Origin of the sequence: Quadrisphaera setariae (genome assembly GCF_008041935.1) — a bacterium.
Taxonomy (GTDB): Bacteria; Actinomycetota; Actinomycetes; order Actinomycetales; family Quadrisphaeraceae; genus Quadrisphaera; species Quadrisphaera setariae.
The window spans coordinates 73,638-95,803 of record NZ_VKAC01000016.1 but is presented as its reverse complement, the minus strand read 5'-3'; the positions used below and the strand labels follow the sequence as shown (position 1 = coordinate 95,803).

At 75.2% G+C, this 22,166-nt stretch carries 20 protein-coding genes; 6 read left to right on the top strand and 14 right to left on the bottom strand.

Features of this window, described 5'->3' with window-relative positions; genetic code table 11:
* The first annotated feature begins 290 nt into the window (after nt 1-290).
* Together moaA and FMM08_RS21020 are read left to right on the top strand one after the other, a co-directional pair.
* Nucleotides 291-1,460 carry a GTP 3',8-cyclase MoaA gene (gene moaA / locus FMM08_RS21025; protein ID WP_255472666.1) on the top strand — a complete coding sequence of 390 codons (1,170 nt, stop codon included), beginning with the start codon at nt 291-293 and terminating at the stop codon, nt 1,458-1,460.
* A gap of 7 nt (nt 1,461-1,467) precedes the next feature.
* On the top strand, nt 1,468-1,725 hold the full coding sequence (locus FMM08_RS21020) for a MoaD/ThiS family protein (protein WP_147928313.1): 258 nt from the start codon (nt 1,468-1,470) through the stop codon (nt 1,723-1,725).
* A gap of 489 nt (nt 1,726-2,214) precedes the next feature.
* Here FMM08_RS21020 and FMM08_RS21015 read toward each other — a convergent pair whose 3' ends face one another.
* The 9 genes from FMM08_RS21015 to FMM08_RS20980 all read right to left on the bottom strand — a co-directional run bounded on the left by FMM08_RS21015 (nt 2,215) and on the right by FMM08_RS20980 (nt 10,741).
* Nucleotides 2,215-3,132 carry a signal peptidase I gene (locus FMM08_RS21015; protein WP_187279909.1) on the bottom strand — a complete coding sequence of 306 codons (918 nt, stop codon included), beginning with the start codon at nt 3,130-3,132 and terminating at the stop codon, nt 2,215-2,217.
* Nucleotides 3,133-3,134: 2 nt separating this feature from the next.
* Nucleotides 3,135-3,959, bottom strand: coding sequence for a hypothetical protein (locus tag FMM08_RS23210; RefSeq protein WP_187279908.1), 825 nt, complete (start codon nt 3,957-3,959; stop codon nt 3,135-3,137).
* Nucleotides 3,960-4,014: 55 nt separating this feature from the next.
* A complete protein-coding gene (locus tag FMM08_RS21010) occupies nt 4,015-4,689 on the bottom strand; it encodes a LuxR C-terminal-related transcriptional regulator (RefSeq protein ID WP_147928297.1) in 675 nt (224 codons plus the stop codon).
* Complete coding sequence (locus FMM08_RS21005; RefSeq protein WP_147928296.1) at nt 4,686-6,059, bottom strand: sensor histidine kinase; 1,374 nt, start codon at nt 6,057-6,059, stop codon at nt 4,686-4,688. Before FMM08_RS21005 ends, FMM08_RS21010 begins: the two co-directional genes overlap by 4 nt.
* A gap of 88 nt (nt 6,060-6,147) precedes the next feature.
* Entirely contained in the window at nt 6,148-6,615 is a 468-nt protein-coding gene (locus FMM08_RS21000) for a molybdenum cofactor biosynthesis protein MoaE (RefSeq protein WP_147928295.1), read from the bottom strand.
* Nucleotides 6,612-7,502: a DUF4031 domain-containing protein gene (locus tag FMM08_RS20995; protein ID WP_147928294.1), complete on the bottom strand. Its 891-nt coding sequence runs from the start codon at nt 7,500-7,502 to the stop codon at nt 6,612-6,614. Before FMM08_RS20995 ends, FMM08_RS21000 begins: the two co-directional genes overlap by 4 nt.
* A gap of 47 nt (nt 7,503-7,549) precedes the next feature.
* Complete coding sequence (locus tag FMM08_RS20990) at nt 7,550-8,446, bottom strand: carbohydrate ABC transporter permease (protein WP_147928293.1); 897 nt, start codon at nt 8,444-8,446, stop codon at nt 7,550-7,552.
* Nucleotides 8,446-9,459, bottom strand: coding sequence for a carbohydrate ABC transporter permease (locus FMM08_RS20985; RefSeq protein ID WP_147928292.1), 1,014 nt, complete (start codon nt 9,457-9,459; stop codon nt 8,446-8,448). Before FMM08_RS20985 ends, FMM08_RS20990 begins: the two co-directional genes overlap by 1 nt.
* 1 nt (nt 9,460) lies before the next feature.
* A complete protein-coding gene (locus FMM08_RS20980; protein ID WP_147928291.1) occupies nt 9,461-10,741 on the bottom strand; it encodes an ABC transporter substrate-binding protein in 1,281 nt (426 codons plus the stop codon).
* Between the two features lie 131 nt (nt 10,742-10,872).
* Between FMM08_RS20980 and FMM08_RS20975 the strand changes: the two genes are divergently transcribed.
* From FMM08_RS20975 to FMM08_RS20965, 3 genes are all read left to right on the top strand, one after another.
* Nucleotides 10,873-11,667, top strand: a complete 795-nt coding sequence (locus FMM08_RS20975; protein WP_147928290.1) for a DeoR/GlpR family DNA-binding transcription regulator — start codon at nt 10,873-10,875, stop codon at nt 11,665-11,667.
* A 45-nt stretch (nt 11,668-11,712) separates the two neighbouring features.
* The gene (locus tag FMM08_RS20970; RefSeq protein ID WP_147928289.1) at nt 11,713-14,859 is read left to right on the top strand and encodes an alpha-mannosidase; all 3,147 of its coding nucleotides are present in this window, start codon (nt 11,713-11,715) and stop codon (nt 14,857-14,859) included.
* A gap of 143 nt (nt 14,860-15,002) precedes the next feature.
* Nucleotides 15,003-16,376 carry an alpha-L-fucosidase gene (locus FMM08_RS20965; RefSeq protein WP_222711035.1) on the top strand — a complete coding sequence of 458 codons (1,374 nt, stop codon included), beginning with the start codon at nt 15,003-15,005 and terminating at the stop codon, nt 16,374-16,376.
* Here FMM08_RS20965 and FMM08_RS20960 read toward each other — a convergent pair.
* From FMM08_RS20960 to FMM08_RS20950, 3 genes are read right to left on the bottom strand one after another with little or no spacing between them, the layout of a single operon-like run.
* A complete protein-coding gene (locus FMM08_RS20960) occupies nt 16,360-17,373 on the bottom strand; it encodes an alkaline phosphatase family protein (protein ID WP_147928288.1) in 1,014 nt (337 codons plus the stop codon). The genes FMM08_RS20965 and FMM08_RS20960 overlap by 17 nt on opposite strands.
* 16 nt (nt 17,374-17,389) lie before the next feature.
* On the bottom strand, nt 17,390-18,775 hold the full coding sequence (locus FMM08_RS20955; RefSeq protein ID WP_147928287.1) for a 6-phospho-beta-glucosidase: 1,386 nt from the start codon (nt 18,773-18,775) through the stop codon (nt 17,390-17,392).
* On the bottom strand, nt 18,772-19,551 hold the full coding sequence (locus FMM08_RS20950; protein ID WP_147928286.1) for a DeoR/GlpR family DNA-binding transcription regulator: 780 nt from the start codon (nt 19,549-19,551) through the stop codon (nt 18,772-18,774). The genes FMM08_RS20955 and FMM08_RS20950 overlap by 4 nt, the downstream gene beginning before the upstream one ends.
* A gap of 95 nt (nt 19,552-19,646) precedes the next feature.
* On the opposite strand from FMM08_RS20950, the gene FMM08_RS20945 reads away from it, so the two are divergent.
* Nucleotides 19,647-20,630 (top strand): carbohydrate kinase family protein, encoded by a 984-nt coding sequence (locus FMM08_RS20945; RefSeq protein ID WP_147928285.1) that lies wholly within the window; start codon nt 19,647-19,649, stop codon nt 20,628-20,630.
* 19 nt (nt 20,631-20,649) lie between these two features.
* On the opposite strand, the gene FMM08_RS20940 is transcribed toward FMM08_RS20945, so the two are convergent.
* Together FMM08_RS20940 and FMM08_RS20935 are read right to left on the bottom strand one after the other, a co-directional pair.
* Nucleotides 20,650-21,543, bottom strand: coding sequence for a hypothetical protein (locus FMM08_RS20940; RefSeq protein WP_147928284.1), 894 nt, complete (start codon nt 21,541-21,543; stop codon nt 20,650-20,652).
* On the bottom strand, nt 21,540-22,148 hold the full coding sequence (locus tag FMM08_RS20935; protein ID WP_147928283.1) for an RNA polymerase sigma factor: 609 nt from the start codon (nt 22,146-22,148) through the stop codon (nt 21,540-21,542). Before FMM08_RS20935 ends, FMM08_RS20940 begins: the two co-directional genes overlap by 4 nt.
* Nucleotides 22,149-22,166 lie beyond the last annotated feature (18 nt).

Genomic DNA, 22,166 nt, shown 5'->3' with positions numbered 1-22,166 from the left:
GGTTCCTGGGGTGGTGGGGGCAGGTGGCGGCGTCTCCTGGGGGCGCTCATCCACCTCGCTCATGCTCGTGATCTTACCGTACAGGTGTTCGGATCAACAAGTCCTGGTGTGCCTGTGACCTGCGCTTGAGCGGCTCGAGGCATCCTCCTGCTGGTCCTGCCGGATGCTGACGCACTCCACTGCGTCGGCGACCTCCACGCGCCCCTGGGAGCCGCGCCGGCCGAGCCCCGCTGCACCGCACGGCCCCTCGCCGAGCGGACCCTGGCGATGACGCGACCTAGGCTGGTGCGGTGAGCGTCGCCCTCGGCATCCCCCGGCTGCGCAGCGCCGCGCCGACCGGGAGCGGTGGCCCGGCCGCAGCTGACCTCATCACTCCCCTGCCCGCTGACCGCCCGCCCGTCGCATCAGCGCCCGGGCTGCTCGACAAGCACGGCCGCACCGCCACGGACCTGCGCGTGAGCCTCACGGACCGCTGCAACCTGCGGTGCACGTACTGCATGCCGCCGGAGGGCCTCGACTGGACCCCGGCGAGCCAGCTCCTCAGCGACGACGAGGTCGTCCGCCTCATCACCGTCGCCGTGGAGCACCTCGGCGTCGACGAGGTCCGCTTCACCGGCGGTGAGCCGCTGCTGCGCAAGGGCCTGGAGCGGATCGTGGCCGCCACCTCCGCGCTGCGCACCGCTGACGGTCGTGCACCCGAGACGTCGCTGACCACCAACGCCCTCGGCCTGGAGCGCCGGGCCGCCGCCCTGGCCTCCGCTGGTCTGACCCGCGTCAACGCCTCCCTCGACACCCTCCGGGCCGAGCGCTTCGCGCAGATCACCCACCGCGACCGGCTCGGCGACGTCCTCGCCGGCCTGCGGGCCGCTGCCGACGCGGGGCTCGGTCCCGTCAAGGTCAACGCGGTCCTCCTGCGCGGCGTCAACGACGACGAGGCCCCGGACCTGCTCGAGTGGGCCCTGCACGAGGGCTACCAGCTGCGCTTCATCGAGCAGATGCCGCTGGACCCGCACGGCGCGTGGGACCGCTCGCAGATGGTCGACGCCGCCGAGGTGCTCGCCTCGTTGGCCGCGCGCTTCGGACTGCAGCCCGAGCCGAGCTCGGTGCGCGGCTCCTCTCCCGCCGAGCTGTGGCACGTGCGCCGCCTCGACAGTTCCGGCGCGCCCTCGGACGGCGAGGCCCTCGGCACGGTGGGTGTCATCGCCTCGGTGACGCGCCCGTTCTGCGCCGACTGCGACCGCACCCGCCTGACCGCCGACGGGCAGGTGCGCGAGTGCCTGTTCGGCTCCCGCGAGCACGACCTGCGCGCACTCCTGCGCTCCGGCGCGACCGACGAGCAGGTGGCCGACGCCTGGCGCGGCGCCATGTGGGGCAAGGTCGCCGGGCACGGCAGCGACGACCCGGCCGCGGTGGGCTTCGGGCAGCGCCCCACCCGCCCGATGAGCGCGATCGGCGGCTGAGGTGGAGCTGCAGGTGCGCTACTTCGCAGGTGCGGCCGCCGCCGCCGGGATCGACGAGGAGCTGGTGGAGGTCGACGACGGCGCCACGGCCGCGCAGCTCGTCACCGCGCTCGCCCAGCGGCACCCCCGCCTGGTGCCGGTGCTGGAGGTCGCCAGCCTCCTGGCCGACGAGGTGGCCGTCCGCGACCGCGGCGCGGTGCTCGCGGCCCCCGCCGGTGGGCAGCGCCTGCAGGTCGACGTCCTGCCGCCTTTCGCCGGCGGCTGACCGCGCCTCACGGCGCCGGCGCGGTGGCCGTCTCGGAGGGGTCTGGGGACGACGACGGCGGTGCGGCCGTCGAGGCGGTCGACGCCCCGGGCGTGGTCTCGGCGGGCGGAGGCGCGGCGGTGGACGTCGAGGCGGCGCTCGAGGGCGGAGCTGATGGCGTGCGGCCTGACGGCGGTGTCGCTGACGGCTCGCGGGTCGGCGTGACCGATGGCGCCCGTGTGTGCGTCGGTGGAGATGACTGCGCCTGCTCGGGTGCATCCGCCGCTGGTGGTCGCTGCGCCGCGGACAGCGCGTCCGTCGATGTGGCCGTCGGTGTGGCCGTCGGGTGGTGCTCAGGGGGTGTGCTCCACGTCCCTGCGGAGACGCTCGCGCGGACCACGGCCGTGCTGCTCAGCTCCGCCCGGGTGGTGCCCGTGCTCGCCAGCCAGCAGCCCAGCGCCAGGGCGCTGAGCGCGGTGACCAGCGGCAGGCCGGTGAGGCGGGGCGCGCTCATGCCCTCAGGCGCGGGGAACCGGGGCCGAGGGGCGCCGAGAGGGGGCCGCTGCGCTGCACGTCGGCGGCGGCGAGCGCCCGGAACCGGGCCACCGCCTCGTCCACCAGCGCCGGAGCAGCGGTGACCGCCACGCTGACGGTGGTGTCCGTGGTGGCCAGCACCGTGCCGGCGCAGGCCTCGAGGGCGCGCTCGAAGGCGTCGACGTCGAGGTCGTCCCCGACCTCCAGCGTCACCACGGCGAGCTCGCGGCTCGCCGTGCGCCCCGTCCACCCGACCGCTCCTGCGGCGGCCGTCCGGGCCGGCGCCTCGCGCCGCCGGTCGCGGACGACCGCGGCCACCTGGCAGCAGGCGTAGACGAGCAGACCGGCCCCTGCCAGCAGGACCGCCACCACGCGCTCGGGGAGCCCGCCGACGCTGCCGCGCAGCAGGTCGCTGGCGTACCCGACCCACGGCACGGAGTACCAGAGCTGGCCGCGGACGGCGGCGGCCGGGACGGGCAGGTCGTCGTCGTCGTTGGCGTCGCCGCGGGTGGTGAGCTGCAGCGCGCCGGCCGCGTCGTGCCCGGTGCCCACCACGCGGTGCGTGATGAGCGCTCCCCCGCCGGCCACCTCGTAGGTGACCACGTCACCGACGTGCAGCGAGGCCGGGTCCACCGGGCGCACCACGGCCACCGACCCCGCGGGCATGCCCGGGGCCATGCTGCCGGTGAGCACCACCAGGGACGTCGCCCCCGTCAGGCGCGGCACCACCGCGGTGGCGGCGAGCGCCGCCAGCACCACCGCGAGGGTGAGCGCGGCCACCGCCGTGGACGCCGCGCGCAGGGTCCGGCGCGCCGCACCCTGCGCCACGGCTGCTGCGGGCCGCGCCACCACGGCGGTGTGCCGGCCCGTGCGCGCCGACGGCGACGCGCGCACGGTCAGGCCCCGGCTGCGGCCGCGGTCGCGGTGCTGGTCGCCGTGCTGGTCGACGTGGCCGTCGAGGTCGTGCTCGGCGCGACGACCTGCGCGAGGCGCAGCCGCACGTCGAAGTCGGCGGTGTCGCCCTGCACGGCGTTGTTGTCGTCGCGCAGCGGCAGGGTCAGCGTCACGCGCACGCACGCGGCGCCCTTGGCGGGCACCGGCGGGAGGGCGGAGAAGTCCCAGTACCGCGGCCCGTTGACCACGGCCGCGAGCGAGGAGGGGTCGGCGAGGTAGGTCTCGAGCGTGGTCGACGTCGTCGTCGAGCCGGGGGCGTTGACCGTCTTGGTGGTGGTCACCGGCGCCACCGGCACCGGGCCCACGAGCACACCGGCCTTGCCGCTGGCAGCGGCGGTGGCGGCGGGGCAGCGCGCGTCGACGCTGCTGCCGTCCACCGCGGGGAACGCCACCGCCGACACGACCGCCTGGTTGGCGAGGTCGCCGAGGCCGCCGGCGTTGCTGCTGCAGTCGGCGTCGAAGAGCACCTCGTCACCGCTGCAGCCGTTCTCGCGGTTGACGAGGTTGCCCAGCGACACCCCCACCGAGGACGGCGCAGCGCTGCTGTTCTGCACGAGGTAGGTCTGGGAGACCCCCGGCCCGCCCGGCACGAGCGCGCCGCCGCTGGCGGCGCCCGCCGTCGCAGCCCCGGCGGAGAAGCCGGCCGCGGTGACGCGGGAGGCGGAGACCGTGCTCGTGGAGGAGAACGCGGCGTACGTGGTGCCCGCACCGAGGAGCGCCAGCGCGCCGCCGCCCGCCAGGGCGGCCTTGAGGATCCTGCCGTTCATGGGGTCCAGGGTCGAGCGCCTGCGGGGACGGGGTCATCCCCGAAATCGATGAAGCTCAGGCGGCGTCGCGCGCCCACCCCGCGCGCCGGGCCGCCGCTGCGGCCGCCAGCTGCGAGCGCACCCCCAGCTTGGTGAGGACGGCGCGGATTTGGCTGCGCACGGTCGCCTCCGACACGCACGCCCCCGCGGCGATGTCCGCGGCGGCCACCCCCTCCACCAGCGCGTCCAGCACCGCCCGCTCGCGGGGGGTGAGCGCGCGGAACGGCGCCAGGCGCTGCGCCTCCTCGCGCTCGGCGCGGTCGGCGGCCACGAGCAGCGCCGCCCGCTCGCGGGCGCGCAGCACGTCCTCCCCCGCCGCGACGGCCTCCACCGCCGCCACCAGGTCCGGCAGGGGCCGCTGCTTGGAGACCACCGCCCAGGCGCCCGAGCGCAGGCAGCGCCCCCAGCGGGCGCGGTCCTCCTCGGCGGTGAGCACGAGCACGGGCGCCACGGGGGCCAGCTCGCCGACCAGCCGGTCTCCCCCGGTGGGGTCGCCGGCCCCGAGGTGGAGGTCGACGACGACGACGGCCGGCGGGTCCGCGGCCAGCTCCGCCACCAGCTCCCCGTGCAGGTCGGGGCCGCGCGGCGGCGGGTGCACCTCGGCCGCGAGCCCGGAGGCGGCCAGGGACGCCGCGAGCGCCTGGGCGAGCAGCTGGTGGTCGTCGACCAGCACGACGCGTCGTCGCGTCACCGTGCGGTCACCTCCTCGGGGAGATCGGCGGGGAGATCGGCGGGGACGGGGAGGCGGAGCTCGAAGCGGGCCCCGCGGTCTGACTCGACGAGCCGCAGCGAGCCGCCGTCGGCCTCGGCGAGGGTGCGGGCGGAGGCCAGCCCCAGGCCCTGCCCGGGCGTGGCCTGCGACAGGCGCGCGCCGGGGCGGAAGACCGCTTCGCGCGCGACCGCGGGGACGCCGGGCCCGTCGTCGTGGACGACGAGGAGCGCCGCGCCGTCGTCGTCGTGCCCGCCGGCGGAGACGCTGAGCGTCACGGCGGCGCCGGGCGCGTGCCGGGCGGCGTTGTCGAGGAGGTTGGAGACCGCCCGGCGCACCGCGTCGGGGTGGCCGAGGGCGTGGACCGGCGGCCCCGGAGGTGGACCGGTGAGGTCGAGGCCGCGGGCCCGCCAGGCGGCCACCAGGGGGGTCAGGGCCTCGCGCAGGTCGACGACGCCGGGCCGGTCCGGGCCCGCGGCGGGGGGGCCGTCGCCGAGCAGGCGCTCGACGCGACCGAGCTCGGAGCGCAGGGCAGCGGCCAGCGCGCGCTGCGCGGCGGGGTCGAGCACGCCCGGCTGCTCGCCGGTGAGCACGGCGCTGGCCGCGCGGACGGCGGCGAGGGCGCTGCGGGCGTCGTGGCGTCGCGCGCGGTCGTGCTCGGCGTCGGCGGCGGAGCGCTGGAGCCCGGCGACGGCGCGCAGACCGCGCAGGCGCTGGGAGCTGAGGGAGGAGCGCAGGCTGCGGGCGGCGAGCACGAGGGCCGTCCCGCTGGCCGACCCGAGGACCGCGGGCCACGCCACGGCCCACGGTGCGTGCCCCAGCGAGGCCGGCGGTGGCAGCGCGGGCAGCCAGCCCATCCCGGCCAGGGCCGCGGCGCCGGCCCCGGCCGCGAGCACGAGGCCGCTGCCGGCGAGCACCGCGGCGGCCGGGCGGAGGTCGGTGTCGACCTCCGCGCCCCGGCTGGCGGCGCCGGCGTGCGGGACGGCGGCGAGCAGGCCCGCGGCGAGGGCCACGGCCGTGACCGGTGCGGTGGCGGCAGCGGGCGCGGCGCTGGTGGCCAGCCACGCCACGAGCGGTCCGGTCCCGCCGGCGAGGGCCAGCGCGACGGCGGCGTGCGCCGGCCTGGCACGACCGCCCACGCGCCAGGCGCACAGCAGCAGCACGGTGGCGACCACCAGGGGGGCCGCACCGACCACCGCGGCCAGCGCCGCCTGGGCGTCCGGGCCCGTCGCGGCGTCCACGAGCGCAGCGGCACCGGCGCCCCCTGCCGCGGCGAGGACCACCGGCGACCGGTCGTGGGCGCCAGGGGGGATGCTCGGACGACGGTCGGGACCGCGGTACGGACCGCCCACCCTCCACCTCCAGTCACATCCGTCACACCAGTCACGGATGACGGTAGGGAGGGAAGGCCCTCGGATCGCGCAGGCGCGCCGGAGGACGTCAGGGGCAGGCGACCCACTCGTCGGTGCCGTCAGCGAGGAACTGGTGCTTCCAGACCGGCAGCCGGTCCTTCACCTCGTCGACGAGCGCCGCCGCGGCGGTGAACGCCTCGCCCCGGTGGGCCGCGGACACCGCCACGGCGAGCGCCACGTCCCCCACCGCGAGCGGGCCGATCCGGTGCGAGACCGCGACGGCGTCCACGGGGTGCCGCGACGCGACGTCGGCGACGACGTCGGCCAGGACGCGGACGGCGGTGGGGTGCGCCACGTAGACGAGGCGGTCCACGGCGGCGCCGTGGTCGTGGTCGCGCACCACCCCGGAGAACGTCACGACGGCACCGGCGGCGCGGCTGCCGACGAGGTCGGCGTGGGCGTCCACGTCGAGGGGCGCGTCGGTGACCGCGGCCAGCGCCACGCGGCGGGCGGGCTCGTCGAGGCGGGCCGGCGGGTGCTCGGCGGGGGCTGTCACGGGGCCAGGGTAGGTCGGGCGTCGACGTCCTCCCCGCCGTCCAGGTCACCGCACTCCACCAGGCGGGCGCCGGCGTCGCGGAGGTACGGGCCCGCGCCGCGGTCACCGCGGGCCGCGGCGGCGGCCGCCGACCAGTGCGCGCGCCCGAGGAGCACGGGGTGGCCGGGCCGGCCGCCGTAGGTGGCGCGGGCCAGCGCGGACGGGGTGGGACGCGGGGTGGGAACGGCGCCGAGCACCCGGCGCACGACGTCGGGGCGCAGTCCCGGGGTGTCCACCAGCGCCACGAGCGCCGCCGCGACCGGGGGCTCGGCCGCGGCGAGGGCGGCCAGGCCCGCCCGCAGGGACGCGCTCATCCCGTCGGCCCAGTCCTGCGCGACGACGACGTCCGCTCCGGGGGGCACCAGCTGCCGCGCGGACCCGGCCTGCGCGCCGAGCACCACGAGCACCCGGTCGCAGCCGCCGTCGCGCAGCGCCCGGACGCGCTGGACGAGCCACGGCTCGCCGTCGTCGTCGCGCGCGAGCGCCTTGGGGCCGCCGAAGCGCGTGCCCGCGCCGGCCGCGAGCAGGACGGCGGTGGTGCCGGCCGGGTCCGGCCAGTCCGGCGGCTGCCGGCGGGCGCCCTCCCGCTTGGCGCGCTGGCTGACGCGCAGTCCGGAGGCGCGCAGGCGGCGGGTGAGCTCGCGCCCTCCCACCTGCTCGGCGCCGGCGGCGACGAGCGCCGGGACCAGGACGTCCGGCACGTCGTAGTGGTCGGCGTCGAAGCTGCGGGCGGGGACGCCCGCCGCGCGAGCGAAGGCGTGCAGCTCGGCCAGGGAGGCGTCGCTGACCAGGTGCGCCCACAGGCGCCCGTGCGCGGGCCAGCGCGCGTCGTCGACCAGCACCGCCACGGCGCGAGACTACGTCCGCGCGGTGCTGGTGACCCCTTCGGCCGCCGTCACTTCACCGCACCCGCGACGCCGTCGGCGACGAACCACCGGGAGAGGAAGAGGAACGCCACCATGATCGGGATGATCGCCATCAGCGCTCCGGCCATGACCATGCTGTAGTCGGTGCCGAAGCTGACGTTGAGCTGCGCCAGGGACGTCTGCAGCGTCTGGACCTCCGGGTTCACCAGCACGATGAGTGGCCAGACGTAGTCGTTCCACGCGGCGACGAAGGTGTAGATCGCCAGGAAGGCCAGTCCGGGGCGGGCCGTCGGAACGGCCACGTGCCACCACTGCCGGAAGAAGCCGCAGCCGTCGAGCCGGGCGGCGTCGAGCACCTCGTCGGGCACGGACGTCGACATGTACTGGCGCATCCAGAACACGCCGAAGGCGTTGGCGAGGGCCGGGACCACCAGCGCCTGGAGCTGGCCGGTCCAGCCCAGCTCGCGCATGATCAGGAACTGGGGGATCAGCGACAGCTGGGCGGGCAGCATGAAGAGCAGCAGGAGCAGCCCGAAGAGCACGCGACGCCCGGGGAACTCGAACTTGGCGAACGCGAAGGCCGCCAGGGAGTCCAGGGTGAGCACCAGCACCGTGGTGACCACGGCCACCAGCGCGGTGTTGGCCAGCGCCCCGAAGAAGTCGATCCGCGCGAAGACGTTGGCGATGTTCTCCGCCAGGTGCGTGCCCGGCACCAGCTTCGGAGGTGTCGAGAAGATGTCCCGCGTGGTGTTGGTCGCCATGACCACCGACCAGTAGAACGGGAACAGCGCTGCGACCACGCCGACCCAGAGCACCAGGTGCGGGAGGAGCGACCGGCGCCGGGCGGCGCCGCTCGGACGCCGCTTCGGCGCTGGGGCGGCGACGCCGGCGGAGCCCTCGGGTCCAGGGAGGGTGGGCACGGCCATCAGTGGTCATCTCCGGTGCGGGCGAGGCGGAAGTTGATGACGACGAACACGAGCACGACGGCGAAGACGCCCATGGCGATGGCGGCGCCGTAGCCGTAGTCGTTGTTGTTGAAGGCCTGCTGGTAGAAGTACAGGACCATCGTCAGCGCGCCCTGGCCAGGGCCGCCGGAGTTGGGGTTGACCGCCGTGTTGGAGCCGAAGAGCACCTGCGGCTCGGTGAACGTCTGCAGCGTGGTGATGGTCGAGATGACGGTGGTGAAGAGGATCACCGGGCGCAGCAGCGGCAGCGTGATGGACCAGAACTGCCGCACCGGGCCGGCGCCGTCGAGCGCCGCGGCCTCGTAGACGTCACCGGGGATGGCCTGCATGCCCGCCAGGTAGAGGATCGCGTTGTAGCCGCACCACTGCCAGGTGATGAGGATCGCGACCACCGCCTTCATCGCCCACGGGTCGGTGAGCCACGGGACCCCCGAGAGGCCCAGACCTTCGAGCACCTGGTTGATCAAGCCGAACTGCTCGCTGAAGAGCGCTCCGAAGAACAGGGTCACGGCCACGATCGAGGTGACGTTGGGCAGGAAGTACGCCAGCCGGTAGAACGACTTCAGCCGGGTGACGCTGTTGATCATCGCGGCGATCACGATGGCCATCGCCAGCATCGGGAAGGTGCCGAGCACCCAGATCAGGAGGCTGTTGACGATGGCGCGGCGGAACGTCGCGTCCTGGGCCAGGAACTCGTAGTTCCGGAGCCCCACGAACTCAGAGGCGCCGATCCCGCCCAGCACGCTGTACTTCTGGAAGGACAGCCAGATCGAGAAGACGACCGGGACCAGCACGAAGACGCCGAAGAGGACGAAGAACGGAGCGATCGCCAGGTAGACCGGGCCGAGCCGCTGCTGCGACCCGCCCGTGCGGGCCGGACGGACGAGGCGCTTCCGCCTCCCCCGCCCCGCCGACGCAGCCAGCGCCCCCGGGTCCCTGCGCCCAGGAGCACCCGAGGGCGCGGTGAGCGTCATCTCACTGCACGCCGGCGCGCTGGGCGATCTGCTTGGCAGCGGAGACCGCATCGTTCCAGGCCGCGGTCGCGTCCTTGCCGCCCTCGACGTTCGACAGCTCCGTGTAGTACGGCGCGGCGATCGCAGCGTTGTTCGCGTCGTCGTAGACCGTCGGGAGCGCCTCAGCGGCCGGGCCGAAGACCTCGATGGTGGCCTGGCCGCCGTAGAACTCCTGTCCGGCGGTGAGGGCCGGCAGGTCGTACGCGGCGAGCGTGGCCGGGAAGACGCTGGCGTCGGTGAAGCTCTTGGCGGCGTTCTCCGGCGTGAGCAGCGTCTTGATGAACTCGAAGGAGGCCTTCGGGTTGCGGCAGGCGGTGGTCAGCGTGAGGAACGAGCCGCCGATGTTGGCCGGGCCGTCGGGGCACTGCGTGACGCGCCACTTGCCCGAGGTGTCGGGGGCGCCGGAAGCGATGTCGAGGCCGAACCAGGCCGGGCCGACGTGGCCGACGATGGTGCCGGCGGCGAGGGCCTGGTTGTAGCCGGTGCCGTCGAACACGGCGCCGGAGACGCCGTCGGTGTGGGCCTGCACGGCCAGGTCCCAGCTCTTCTTGACCGCGTCGGACTCACCGCCCCAGGCGCCGTCCTCGGTGACGAAGGTGGAGGGCTGCTGGGCGAGGGCGACGGCGAAGATGTCGGTGGTGTTGCGCACCGAGGCGGCGCCGGTGGCGGCCTTGACCTTCTTGGCGGCGTCGAACCAGCCGTCCCAGGTCTTGACGGCCTCGCCGGCGGCGGTCGGGTCGGTGGGCAGGCCCGCCGCGGCGAAGGAGTCCTCGCGGTAGTACGTGGCAGTGGGGCCGAGGTCGATCGGGAGACCGATCTGCTTGCCGTCCTTCGTGGTGGCCGCAGCGTACTTGGCCGCCGAGAACGAGCTGGCGATGTCCTTGGCGCCGAGGTCGTTCAGGTCGAGGAAGGCGTCGGCCTGGGTGAGGAAGGAGGGCATGTCCTCGCCCTTGACCCCAGTGATGTCCGGCACGGACTGGCCGGCCGACAGCGTGGTGGTCAGCTTCTGCTTGAAGTCACCGCCGATGATCGAGGGGGTGATCGTGATGCCGGTCTGCGCGGCGGCGACGTCCTTCACCACGGTGTCGGAGATGGCGCCTGCCCAGTACCAGAAGGCCAGCTCCTTGCCGTCTCCGTCTCCGCCACCGGCAGCACCGCTGGACCCGCAGGCCGTCAGCGCCCCCGTGCCGGCCAGGCCGAGCAGGCCGGAGGTGAGGAGGAAGGACCTGCGGGACACGTTCACGTGACGCTCCTGGGGTGAGCCGGCGCTGGCTGACCGCTGCGCTCGCTTCTGAACGATTCTGAAGGAGTTTGGCGATCCGTGGGGGGAAGTTAGCCTTCACGTGAAGAAGTTCGCAAGGTACTGTCCGCAACATGCTCGCCGAGCGCCGTCAGCAGATGATCCTCAGCATCGTCAGGTCCGACGGGCCGGTGTCCATCACCACGCTGGTCGACAAGCTCGGCCAGAGCGCCGCCACCATCCGCCGAGACCTCATCGCGCTCGACGAGGAGGGGCTGCTCAAGCGCGTCTACGGGGGCGCCGCCCCCCTCCCGGACGAGCGCGACGAGCCCTTCGCGCAGGTCGCGGACGTGCACGTGCCCGAGAAGCGCGCCATCGCGGCCGCCTGCGCCGCCCTCGTGCAGGACGGCCAGACGGTGCTGCTCGACATCGGCACCACCGCGCACCAGGTCGCGTCGCTGCTGCACGGTCGCTCGATCACCGTGGTCACCACGAACATGGCCGTCTTCGACGAGCTCCGCGACGACGACGACGTCGAGCTGGTCGTCCTGGGTGGCGTCCACCGGCGCCAGTACCGCTCGCTGGTCGGCTTCCTCGCCGAGGACGCCCTGCGCCAGGTGCGCGCCGACGTGCTGGTGCTGGGCACGAGCGGTATCGGCCCCGACGGGTCCGTGATGGACACGACGATCGTCGAGGTGCCCATCAAGCGCGCCATGATCGCCGCCAGCGAACGCGTGGTGCTCGCCGCTGACGCCTCCAAGTTCCCCGGCTCCGGCGTCGCCCGCGTGTGCGGTGCGAGTGCGCTCGACGTCGTCGTCACCGGCGAGGACGCAGATCCCGCCACCTGCGCCGCCCTGGGGGCCGCCGGCGTCGAGCTGCTCCGGGTGCCCGCCGCCGCGCCGGCCACCGGCCGTCTCACCGCCGTCTGAGAAGCCCGCCCCCCCACGCCTGAGAACCACCGACTGAGGAGTCCCGTGCACGACGACACCCGCCACGTCGCGAAGCGCGTCGAGCGCATCCTGCTCGAGCGCATCGTCCCGGCGGTCTACCGCGAGACCACCCCGCTGCAGCTGGAGGTCTGGCACGTCCCCGGCGAGCCCGTCCCGGTCTCCGACGCGCTGAGCGCCACCTACGAGCCGTTCTCTGCTGGCACCCGCTGGGGGCGGCCGTGGTCGACCAGCTGGTTCAGGCTGCGTGGGACCGTGCCGGAGGCGTGGGCCGGGCAGCGCGTCGAGGCGGTCATCGACCTCGGCTTCGTGGGCGACTGGCCGGGCAACCAGGCCGAGGGCCTCGTGCACACCGCCGAAGGCGTGCCGGTCAAGGGCGTCGCGCCGCGCAACCAGTACGTGCCGATCGCCCGCCCCGCCGCCGGCGGGGAGCGCGTCGACCTGCTGCTCGAGGCCGCCGCCAACCCCGACATCCTCGCCGGGGGCATGGTGCCGACGCCGCTGGGCCACCCCGACACGGCGGGAACGGACCCGATCTACACGTTCACGAAGGCCGACCTGGCCGTCCTGGACGAGGAGGTCTACGCCCTCCAGCTCGACGTCGAGGTGGCCCGCGAGCTGGCCGAGGAGCTGGCCGCCGGTGACCCGCGCCGCGCGGAGCTGCTCTTCGCCTTGGAGCGCTGCGTCGACGCGCTCGACCTCGGCGACGTCTCCGGCACCGCCGCCGCAGCGCGCACGGTGCTGGCCCCGGCGCTGGCCAAGCCCGCCACCGCCAGCGCCCACGTGGTCTCCGCCGCCGGTCACGCCCACATCGACTCCGCGTGGCTGTGGCCGCTGCGCGAGACGATGCGCAAGAACAGCCGCACCTTCTCCAACGTCACGGCGCTCGCCGAGGAGTACCCCGACCTCGTCTTCGCGTGCTCCTCCGCGCAGCAGTACGCGTGGACGCAGGAGCGCTACCCCGTCGTCTTCGAGCGGATCAAGAAGGCCATCGCCGACGGCACGTGGGCGCCCGTGGGCGGCCAGTGGGTCGAGGCCGACGGCAACCTGCCCGGCGGCGAGGCCCTCGCCCGGCAGATCGTCGTCGGGACGAAGTACTTCCGCGAGCAGCTCGGCGTGGAGCCCCACGGCGTGTGGCTGCCCGACTCCTTCGGGTACACCGCCGCCTACCCGCAGCTGGCGCGCCTCGCCGGCTTCGACTGGTTCCTCACCCAGAAGATCTCCTGGAACGAGACCAACAAGTTCCCCCACCACTCCTTCTGGTGGGAGGGCATCGACGGGTCGCGGATCTTCACGCACTTCCCGCCCGCCGACACCTACAACGGCAACTTCGACGGCGCCGAGCTGGCCCACGTGGTGCGGAACTTCCAGGACAAGGGACGAGCGACGACGTCGCTGTACCCGTTCGGCCACGGCGACGGCGGCGGCGGCCCCACCCGCGAGATGGTGGAGAAGGCGCGCCGCACCGCCGACCTCGAGGGCAGCCCCCGCGTGGTCATCGAGCACCCCGACGCGTTCTTCGCCCGCGCGCAGGCCGAGTACGCCGACGCGCCCGTCTGGTCCGGTGAGCTGTACCTCGAGCTGCACCGCGGCACGTACACGTCCCAGGCGAAGACGAAGCGCGGCAACCGCCGCAGCGAGCACCTGCTGCGCGAGGCCGAGCTGTGGGCCACCGCCGCCGTCCTCGGCTCGGGCGCCGCCTACCCGGAGGGCGAGCTGGACGCGCTGTGGAAGACGGTGCTGCTGCACCAGTTCCACGACATCCTCCCCGGCTCCTCCATCGCCTGGGTCCACCGCCAGGCCGAGGAGACCTACGGCCGCGTGGCCGCCGAGCTGAGCGCGCTCGTCGAGGGTGCCGCCTCCGCCCTGTCCGCGGGCAGCGGCCTGTCCCTGCTCAACACCTCCCCGCTGCCGTTCCGCGGCGTAGCGGTGCTGCCGGAGGGCACGCCGCTCGTGGCGGACGGCGCCGCCGGCGCCCAGCGCCTCGCCGACGGGCGCGTCGCCGTGGCGGCGACCGTCGCCGCGCAGGCCGCAGCGCCCGTGGTCGCGGACGGCCGCAGCGGCGACGCCGGTGTCGAGGTGGAGCAGCGCGACGGCCTGACCCTGCTGGACAACGGGGTGCTGCGCGTCGCCGTCGACGGCGACGGGCTGCTGCCGTCCGTCGTCGACGTCGCCTCCGGGCGCGAGCTCGTGGCGGTGGGGCACCGGGCCAACCTGCTGCAGCTCCACACCGACTTCCCCAAGTACTGGGACGCCTGGGACGTCGACGCCCACTACCGCCGCCAGGTGACCGACCTGGTGGACGCGGACTCCGTCGAGGTGGTCGACTCCGGCCCGCTCGTGGCGTCGGTCAAGGTGGTCCGCACCTTCGGCGCGAGCCGCCTGGAGCAGCTGCTCGTGCTGCGCGCCGGCTCGGACCGCCTCGAGGTCGAGACCGACGTCGACTGGCACGAGCGCGAGAAGATGCTCAAGGCCGCCTTCCCGCTCGACGTGCACGCCGAGCGGTTCTCCTCCGAGATCCAGTTCGGGCACGTCGTGCGGCCCACGCACACCAACACCAGCTGGGACGCCGCCCGCTTCGAGGTGGCCGCGCACCGCTGGGTGCACGTGGGCGAGCCGGGCTTCGGCGTCGTCGTCGCCAACGACTCCACCTACGGCCACGACGTCACCCGCTCCGCGGTGGGCGGCGGCCCCGGGGAGCCCGCGAGCACGTGCACCACGGTGCGCCTGTCGCTGCTGCGCGCGCCCCGCGTGCCCGACCCCGAGGCCGACCAGGGCACCCACCGCTTCACCTACGCGGTGGCGCCCGCCGCCACGCCGCGCGAGGCCCTGCGCCACGGGTACGAGCTGAACCTGCCCGTGCGCGCGGTCGCGGGGTCGGTGTCCGTGCCGTCCGTGGCGACGACGACGAGCGGCGACGCTCTGGTCGAGTCGGTGCGCCTGGCCGACGACGGCTCCGGTGACGTGCTGCTGCGCGTCTACGAGCCGACCGGCGCCCGCGGTGCGAGCACGCTCCACCTGGGCTTCCCGGCGGGCGCCGTGCGCGTGGCGGACCTGCACGGCACGGCGCTGGCCGGCGAGAGGGCCGCCCAGCTCGACGTCTCCGCCGCCGGTGACGTCCAGCTGGACCTGCGCCCGTTCCAGGTGCTGACCCTCCGGGTGTCGCGCGCCTGACTCCGTCTCCCCGTCCGTGATCATGGACCTCCGAAGCACTTTCCCGCCGTGATCATGGACTTCCCGAGCACTTTCCGACCGTGATCATGGGCGCCCGGCCACCTGCGTGGTGACCGGGCGCCCTTCGCAGGAAGAGGCACCCCGTGGCCATGTTCGACCCCACCGCGCAGCGGCCTGCCGCCTACCAGCGGTTCCTGCGCCCGGTGCCGGAGTGGTTCGCCGGCGCCGGGCTCGGGATCTTCGTCCACTGGGGCGCCTACTCGGTGCCCGCGTGGGCGGTGCCGCTCGGCGAGCACGGCAGCCACCACGACGACTGGTTCCTCCGCAACCCCTACGCCGAGTGGTACGCCAACACCATCCGCATCCCCGGCTCCCCCGCGGCGCAGCACCACCGCGAGGACTACGGCGACGCCCCCTACGACGACTTCCTGGACGCCTGGCGCGCCGAGGCCTTCGACGCCGACGCGCTCGTGGCCCTCTTCGCCCGCGTCGGCGCCCGCTACGTGGTGCCCACCACCAAGCACCACGACGGCATCGCCCTCTGGGACGCGCCCAGCACCGGCACGCGCAACACCGTGGCCCGCGGCCCGCGTCGCGACCTGGTCGCGGAGTTCGAGCGGGCGACGCGCGCGGCCGGTCTGCGCTTCGGGGTCTACTACTCCGGCGGCCTGGACTGGCACGCCGCCGACACCGGGCCCATCTGGGACGCCGACGACGACTCCGGAGCCCGTCCCCTGGACGCCGAGTACGCCGCCTACGCGTCCGCGCACGTGCGGGACCTCATCGAGCGGTACGCCCCCGACGTGCTGTGGGGCGACATCGACTGGCCCGACGCCGGCAAGCCCGAGGGCCCGCTGTCGTTCGCGCACGTGCTCGACGCCTTCTACGCCAGGTGTCCCGAGGGCGTCGTCAACGACAGGTGGGGCCTGACCCACTGGGACTTCCGCACCAGCGAGTACCAGGCCGGCACCGCCCTCGAGGGCGACCAGGCGTGGGAGAACTGCCGCGGGATCGGCCTGTCGTTCGGCTACAACCGGAACGAGGGCTCGGAGCACCACCTCGACGGACCAGCTGCGGTGCGCCACCTCGTGGACGTCGTCTCCCGCGGCGGCAACCTGCTGCTGAACGTCGGGCCCGACGCGGCCGGGCGCATCCCCGAGCTGCAGCTGCGGTGCCTGGAGGGGCTCGCGGCGTGGATGGCCGTGAACAGCCGGGCCGTGCACGACACGCGGCCGCTGCCGGCCGACGTCGCGGCCAGCTCCGAGGGCGACGGGCACTGGGTCCGGTGGACGGCGAGCCGTGACGGCGCGCACGCGTTCGCCGTCGTCGACGGCGCTGCCGGCGAGGTCAGGCTCGCGGCACGCGCCGGTGCGCTGCAGCTCGACGGCGCCCGTCTCCTGGGCGGTGGACCTGTGGCGGCACGGGCCGTGGACGGCGTCGTCGTCGTCGACCTCCCTGCGCGGGGAACAGCGACAGGGCCTCTCGTCGTGGAGCTCCCCCTCACCACTCGTGGGTGAGGTCGCGGGTGGGGCCGGAGCTGTCGACGTCGGTGCGGGCGCCGACCTCGTGGTCGGTGGTCCAGGAGCCTCGTGAGACGCCCAGGAGCCGGAGCAGCAGCGGGGTGACCTGCTCGCTGCGCAGCGTCGTCGGCAGCTCGGTCTGGGTGAGGTCTCCCCCCACCTCGTGGAGCAGGAGGAACGAGCGGCGGACCTCCACCTCGTCCTCGCCGTGGCCGCCCTCGGGCTTGTGCCCGTGGTCGGTGGTGACGGCGACGAGCCAGCGCTCGCCCAGCTGCTCGTGCCGCTCGGCGACGGCCTTGACGAGGTGGCGGACGTGCTCGTCCACCTCGCTGATCGCCCCGCGGTACTCGGGCCCGGTGCAGCCGTGGTCGTGACCGGCCTCGTCGACGCCCTCGAAGTGGACGAAGCCCGCGTCGGGTCCCTCGTGGTCGAGCACCCACGCGGCCTTCGTGCGCACCTGGCGGTCGGCGGAGCGGCAGCCCTCGGCGAAGTCGGTCGCCTTCACCAGCACGTGCTGGCCGGACAGCTGCTGGTCGACGCGCTGGTGGATGACCGGCCCCGGCCCGCTCGGGTCCACCAGCGCCGCCCACGTGCAGGCGGCGAAGGTCCGAGCACGCGGGTCGGCGAACCACACCTGCGACAGCACGTCGGGGCAGCGGGAGAGCCGGTGGCCGACGAACTCGTTCCACCACACGCCGTTCTCCTCGTGGGTGGTCCCCGTGAGCAGGGAGGACCAGCCCGGGCCGGAGTCGGTGGGCGGCGTCATCCACACCGGGACGATCCGCCCGCCCTGCGCGAGGAGGCGCTGGAGGGTCGGCGCGAGCACCTCGGAACCGGCGACGGGCTGCTCCGGGGCGCCCGCGGGCCGCGGACCCGCGGCGAACCGCGGGTCCGCGGGGTGGTCCGGCGCGGCGAACGCGGGGTCCGCCGCGGTCGCCTCCGGCAGGGCGAGGTCGACGCGGAGGCCGTCCAGCCCGATGAGCAGCAGCTTCACCGCCGGCGCCCGCCGCTCAGCAGGTGTGGTCGGCGCCAGCGGCCAGTGTGGCGGCGACCTCGGGGATCTCCCGGGTGTAGCCGTCGAGCAGGGCCCTGGCGCGCGGCAGCGACTGCACGAGCGGGTGCAGCGCGAACGCCTTCTCCGCCTGGACCCGCGAGCCGGACAGCGCGGCGTCGATCGTGTGCCGCTCGCAGGCCTTGAGCTGCTGCATGAGGCCCAGCTGGTGCAGGTCGGGCTGGGTCACCTGCTGGGTCACCATGCCCTGCGCCGACACCCGCACGGGGACCTCGACGACGGCGTCCACGGGCATCCCGGGGATCGTGCCGCCGTTGCGGACGTTGAGGACCAGCGTCGCGGGCTCGTCGCGCGCCACGGCGCGCATCACCGACAGCGCCACGCCGGCGTAGCCGTCGTCCCCCTGGAAGGGGCTGTCCTCGGCGTCGGCGACGTGGTCGTCGGGCTTGGCCTCGGCCATGTACGTGGCGCTGCGGGCGGCGGAGGTGTCCTGCCACAGCTGCCAGGGGTCGTCGGCGCCGCGGACGCGGCTGAAGAAGTCGGCCTGGTCGACCACCAGCTGCTCGCCGCGGGTGCGGGGCCGCTCGAGGATCGCGGGCACGGCGTCGCGGTTGCAGTAGTAGTAGTAGAGGTACTCGTTGGGGATGTTCCCCAGCGTGCGCAGCGCGTCGACGCCGAAGACGGCGCCCTCCTCCAGGGAGCCCAGCAGCGCGTCGTCCGCGAGGACCCGCGGCAGCACGTCCTCACCGCGGTGGAGCACGCGGCGCAGCCAGCCGAGGTGGTTGAGGCCGGCGTAGTCGAGCTGCACCTCGCGGGGGTCGATGCCGAGCCCGGCGGCGATGCGGCGGCCGAGGCCGGAGGGGGTGTCGCAGATGCCGACGGCGCGGTCGCCGAGCACGCGCTGCAGCGCCTCGGTGATCATGCCGGCGGGGTTGGTGAAGTTGATGAGCACCGCGCGCGGCGCCACCGCGGCGATGCGCTCCGCGATCGCCGTCATCACCGGCACCGTGCGCAGGCCGTAGGAGATGCCGCCGGGGCCGACCGTCTCCTGGCCGAGCACCCCGAGGGACAGCGCCACGCGCTCGTCGGCCACGCGGCCGGCGAGGCCACCGACGCGGATGGCGGAGAAGACGAAGTCGGCGTCGGACAGGGCGACGTCGAGGTCGGTGGTGGCGTGCACCGCCGGGACGGAGGCGGCGTCGGTGCCGTGGAGCTGGGCCCGGCGCGCGGCGGAGGCGAGGATGGTCCTCACGGCCTCGAGGCGGTCGGCGCCGACGTCGTAGAGCCACACCTCGGTGATGCGCGGGCTGCCCGAGTCGGCCAGGAGCGCGCGGTAGACGTCGGGCACCCGGAAGCCGCCGCCGCCGACGATGGTGAGCTTCACGCCACGACCACCCGTCCGCCGGCCGCGGTGACGCGGTCGAGCGCGTCCTGCGGGGCGCCGGTGGTGGTGACGAGCACGTCGACGGCGTCCAGCGACGTCGTCTGGAGCGATCCCGTGCCCGGGAACTTCGCGTGCGACGCCAGCAGCACGGTCTGCGTTGCGGCAGCCAAGAGGCCCTCCTTCGTCGGTGCCTCGACCGACATGTCGTCGACGACCCGGCCATCGGGTCGCACTCCGGTGCAGGACAGGACGGCGACGTCGCAGCTGATGCTCGCGAGCGCCTGCAGGGTGAGCGCGCCGACCAGGGTCTGGAAGTTGCGGCGGACGGAGCCGCCGAGGAGGACGAGGTCGACGGCGGGGTCGTCGCGGAGCTCGTCGAGCACGGCGAGGTTGCTCGTGATCACGGTGACCGGTCGGCCGGCGAGGTGGCGCGCGACCAGCGGCGTCGTCGTGCCGATGTCGAGGGCGACGACGGCGCCGTCGGGCACCAGCGCGGCGGTGGCGCGGCCCATGGCGGCCTTGAGGTCGGCGTCGGCCTGGGCGGTGGTGGCGTAGGGGTGCTCGAGAGCGCCGTCGGACGTCCGATCAGCGGTGCGGTCCAGGACGACGGCGCCGCCGTGGGTGCGGCGCAGCTCGCCGCTGGCGCCGAGCTGCTGGAGGTCGCGGCGCACGGTGGAGGGGCTGACCTGCAGGGCCTCGGCGAGGTCGTTGACGGAGGCGAAGCGGTCGGCGTCGAGCCGTTCGAGGATCTGCTCCCGGCGCTGGCGCGTCTGCACACTTCCAGTCAAGCGCACTGCGCGTTTTCGGTCAACGACGCGGACAGGGGGCTCGTGCTGCGCGAAAGCGCGCAGTTGTGCCAGGATCGCGCGTCATGACGCAGCCCGCCGACGTCGACCTGGCCTTCCTCGGTCCCGTCTACCTCGACCTCGTCATGGGCGGGGTCGGCGCGCTGCCGGTGCTGGGCAGCGAGGTCTACGCGACATCCCTCGACGTCAGCCCCGGAGGCACGGCCACCCGCGCCGTCGCCGCGGCGCGCGTCGGCGCGCGCACAGCGCTGCTCACCCGGTTCGGCACCGACGAGTGGGGCGACCGGCTCGTCACGGCGCTGAGCAGCGAGCCCGGCCTGGTGCTCGACGGGGCGGAGCGCAGCGAGGCCGTCGGGACGCCCGTGTCCGTCGCCGTCGTCGCCGGTGGCGACCGGACGTTCGTCACCCACGAGGTGCCCCGCTGGCGCCAGCTCACCCAGCAGCCGGGTCCGCGGCACCTGCCCCGCGCCCTGCACGTGGACGTCTCCGCGCCGGTCCCGCTGTGGGTCGGGGGTCTGCGCCAGCGCGGCTGCACCGTGGTCGGGGGCATCGGCTACGTCGACACCCCCGGGTGGGGCGCGCAGGTGCGGTCCCACCTCGCCGACGTCGACGTCTTCGTCCCCAACGACGACGAGGCCCAGCGCGCCACCGACACGGCCTCGCCCGAGGCCGCGGCAGCGGCGCTGGCCGAGCACGTGGGGCTCGCGGTGGTGACGCGCGGTGCGCGCGGCGTGGTCGCCTGCGACGGCAGCGGTCTGGTGGAGGTCGGCGGCGCCGGACGGACGGAGCTGGGTGGCCTCTTCGACGAGCCGGTCGTCGACACGACCGGCGCCGGCGACGTGTTCGTCGCGACCTTCATGGCCGCCGGCCTGGAGGACTGGCCCCTGCGCGAGCAGCTCCAGGCCGCGGTGGTGTGCTCGGCGCTGTCCGTGCGACGCGCCGGTGGGGCCAGCAGCGCCCCCACCCGCGCGGACCTGCGCGCGTGGTGGGGGCAGCTGCCGGCCGACGGCCGCTCAGCGCTCGCGCACCTCGAGGCCTGGACCGCCTGACCTCGCCCGGGCGGCGGCGTCAGCCGGCGCTGGGCACCACGTGCCGCAGGACGGTGCCGTCGTCGAGGGTGACGTCGAGGGTGTAGCTCGGCACCGGCTGACCGCCGTCGCAGTCGCCCGCGCACCCGCCCTGCGCACCGGACGGCAGGGGCTGGTCGCTCTCGACCATCGCGCGGCCGGGCCACCAGGCGGCGTAGTGGCCGCCCTCGACCGTCGCCTCCACGGCGCGGCCGTCCGCGGTGCGCACGGTGACCGCCTCCACGTGCTCGCCGGCGAGGCCGTCGATGACCGACAGCTCGTCACCGGGGGTGGTCCGCTCGAAGATCCCCGCGTCCGTGACGCCGTCGGCGGGGGGCCTGACCACTCCGCCGCCCCCGCTGCCGGAGAGGAAGTCGGCTCCCCCACCGGGAGGCAGCGCGGCGACGCACATCACCGTCGCCGGCTCGGGGGCGCCGTCGTCCATCGCGAGGAGCACGAGGTCACCCCGGCGCTCGGCGAGTCGCGGCTGCAGCCTCGAGGCACCGTCCCCCGCCACCGAGCGCGCTGTGCCGGCGCAGGCGCGCTCGGCGGCCGCGACGTCAGCCGCGCTGGCGGGCGCCGGCACCGGCTCCCACGAGTCGGCGTAGGCCGTGGCGCCACCGCCGAGCACCTGGGCGGCCCCGATGGCCACCGCGACGGCCGCGGCAGCACCAGCGAGCAGCGCGACGCGGACTCCGGTGCGCCGCGGGCGGGGGACGAGGGGGTCGCGCCGCCCGGCGGCACGCGCGTCAGGCAGCTGCCCGACCGCGAGCGTCCGCTCCAGCACGGAGGTGGCGCGCACGCGGGCGACGTCGTCGAGGGGCGCCCGCGGTGCCGCGTCAAGACGACGCAGGGCGGCGTCGAGGGAGGGGTCGGGGATGCGGCTCTGGCTCATCGGGTCGCCTCCAGGGCGTCGGTCGCGGGCGGGGAGACGCGGCGCGGTGCCGGAGCGGGCTCCGCGGCGTCGCCGTCGGACAGGTGGCCGCGCAGCGCGCGGCGGGCGCGCATGAGGCGCAGCCGGTAGCCGGTGGGGGTGGTGCCGAGCACCAGCGCCGCCTGCGCGGAGGTGAGGTCCTCGAAGACGGTGAGGGCCAGCACCTCCTGCTCGGCAGGTGCGAGGCGCCGCCACGCGGCGGCGAGGTCGAGCCCGGCGACCAGCTCGTCGTGCGGGGTCGTCGTCAGGGCGCCGGAGTCATCGGCAGCGTCGTTGACGCGCACCGCGAGCGCCTCCCGCCGCCCGCTGCCCCGCCGGGTGGTCAGCAGGCAGTTGCGGGCGATGCCGAACACCCAGGCGCGCTGGGCGTCCAGGCGACGGGGGGCGTCGTCGAAGCGGCGCCACGCCGCGAGGAAGGCGTCGGCGACGACGTCCTCCGCACTGCTAACCGCCTCGGCGGCCGAACGGCGCCACACGAACCTGAGGACGTCGGCGTGGACGTCGGCGTACAGCGCGCGGAAGCGCTGCTCAGCGCTGTCGGCCGGTGGGGGCTGGGGTGGGCTCACACCCCGCTCCTTGCCGCC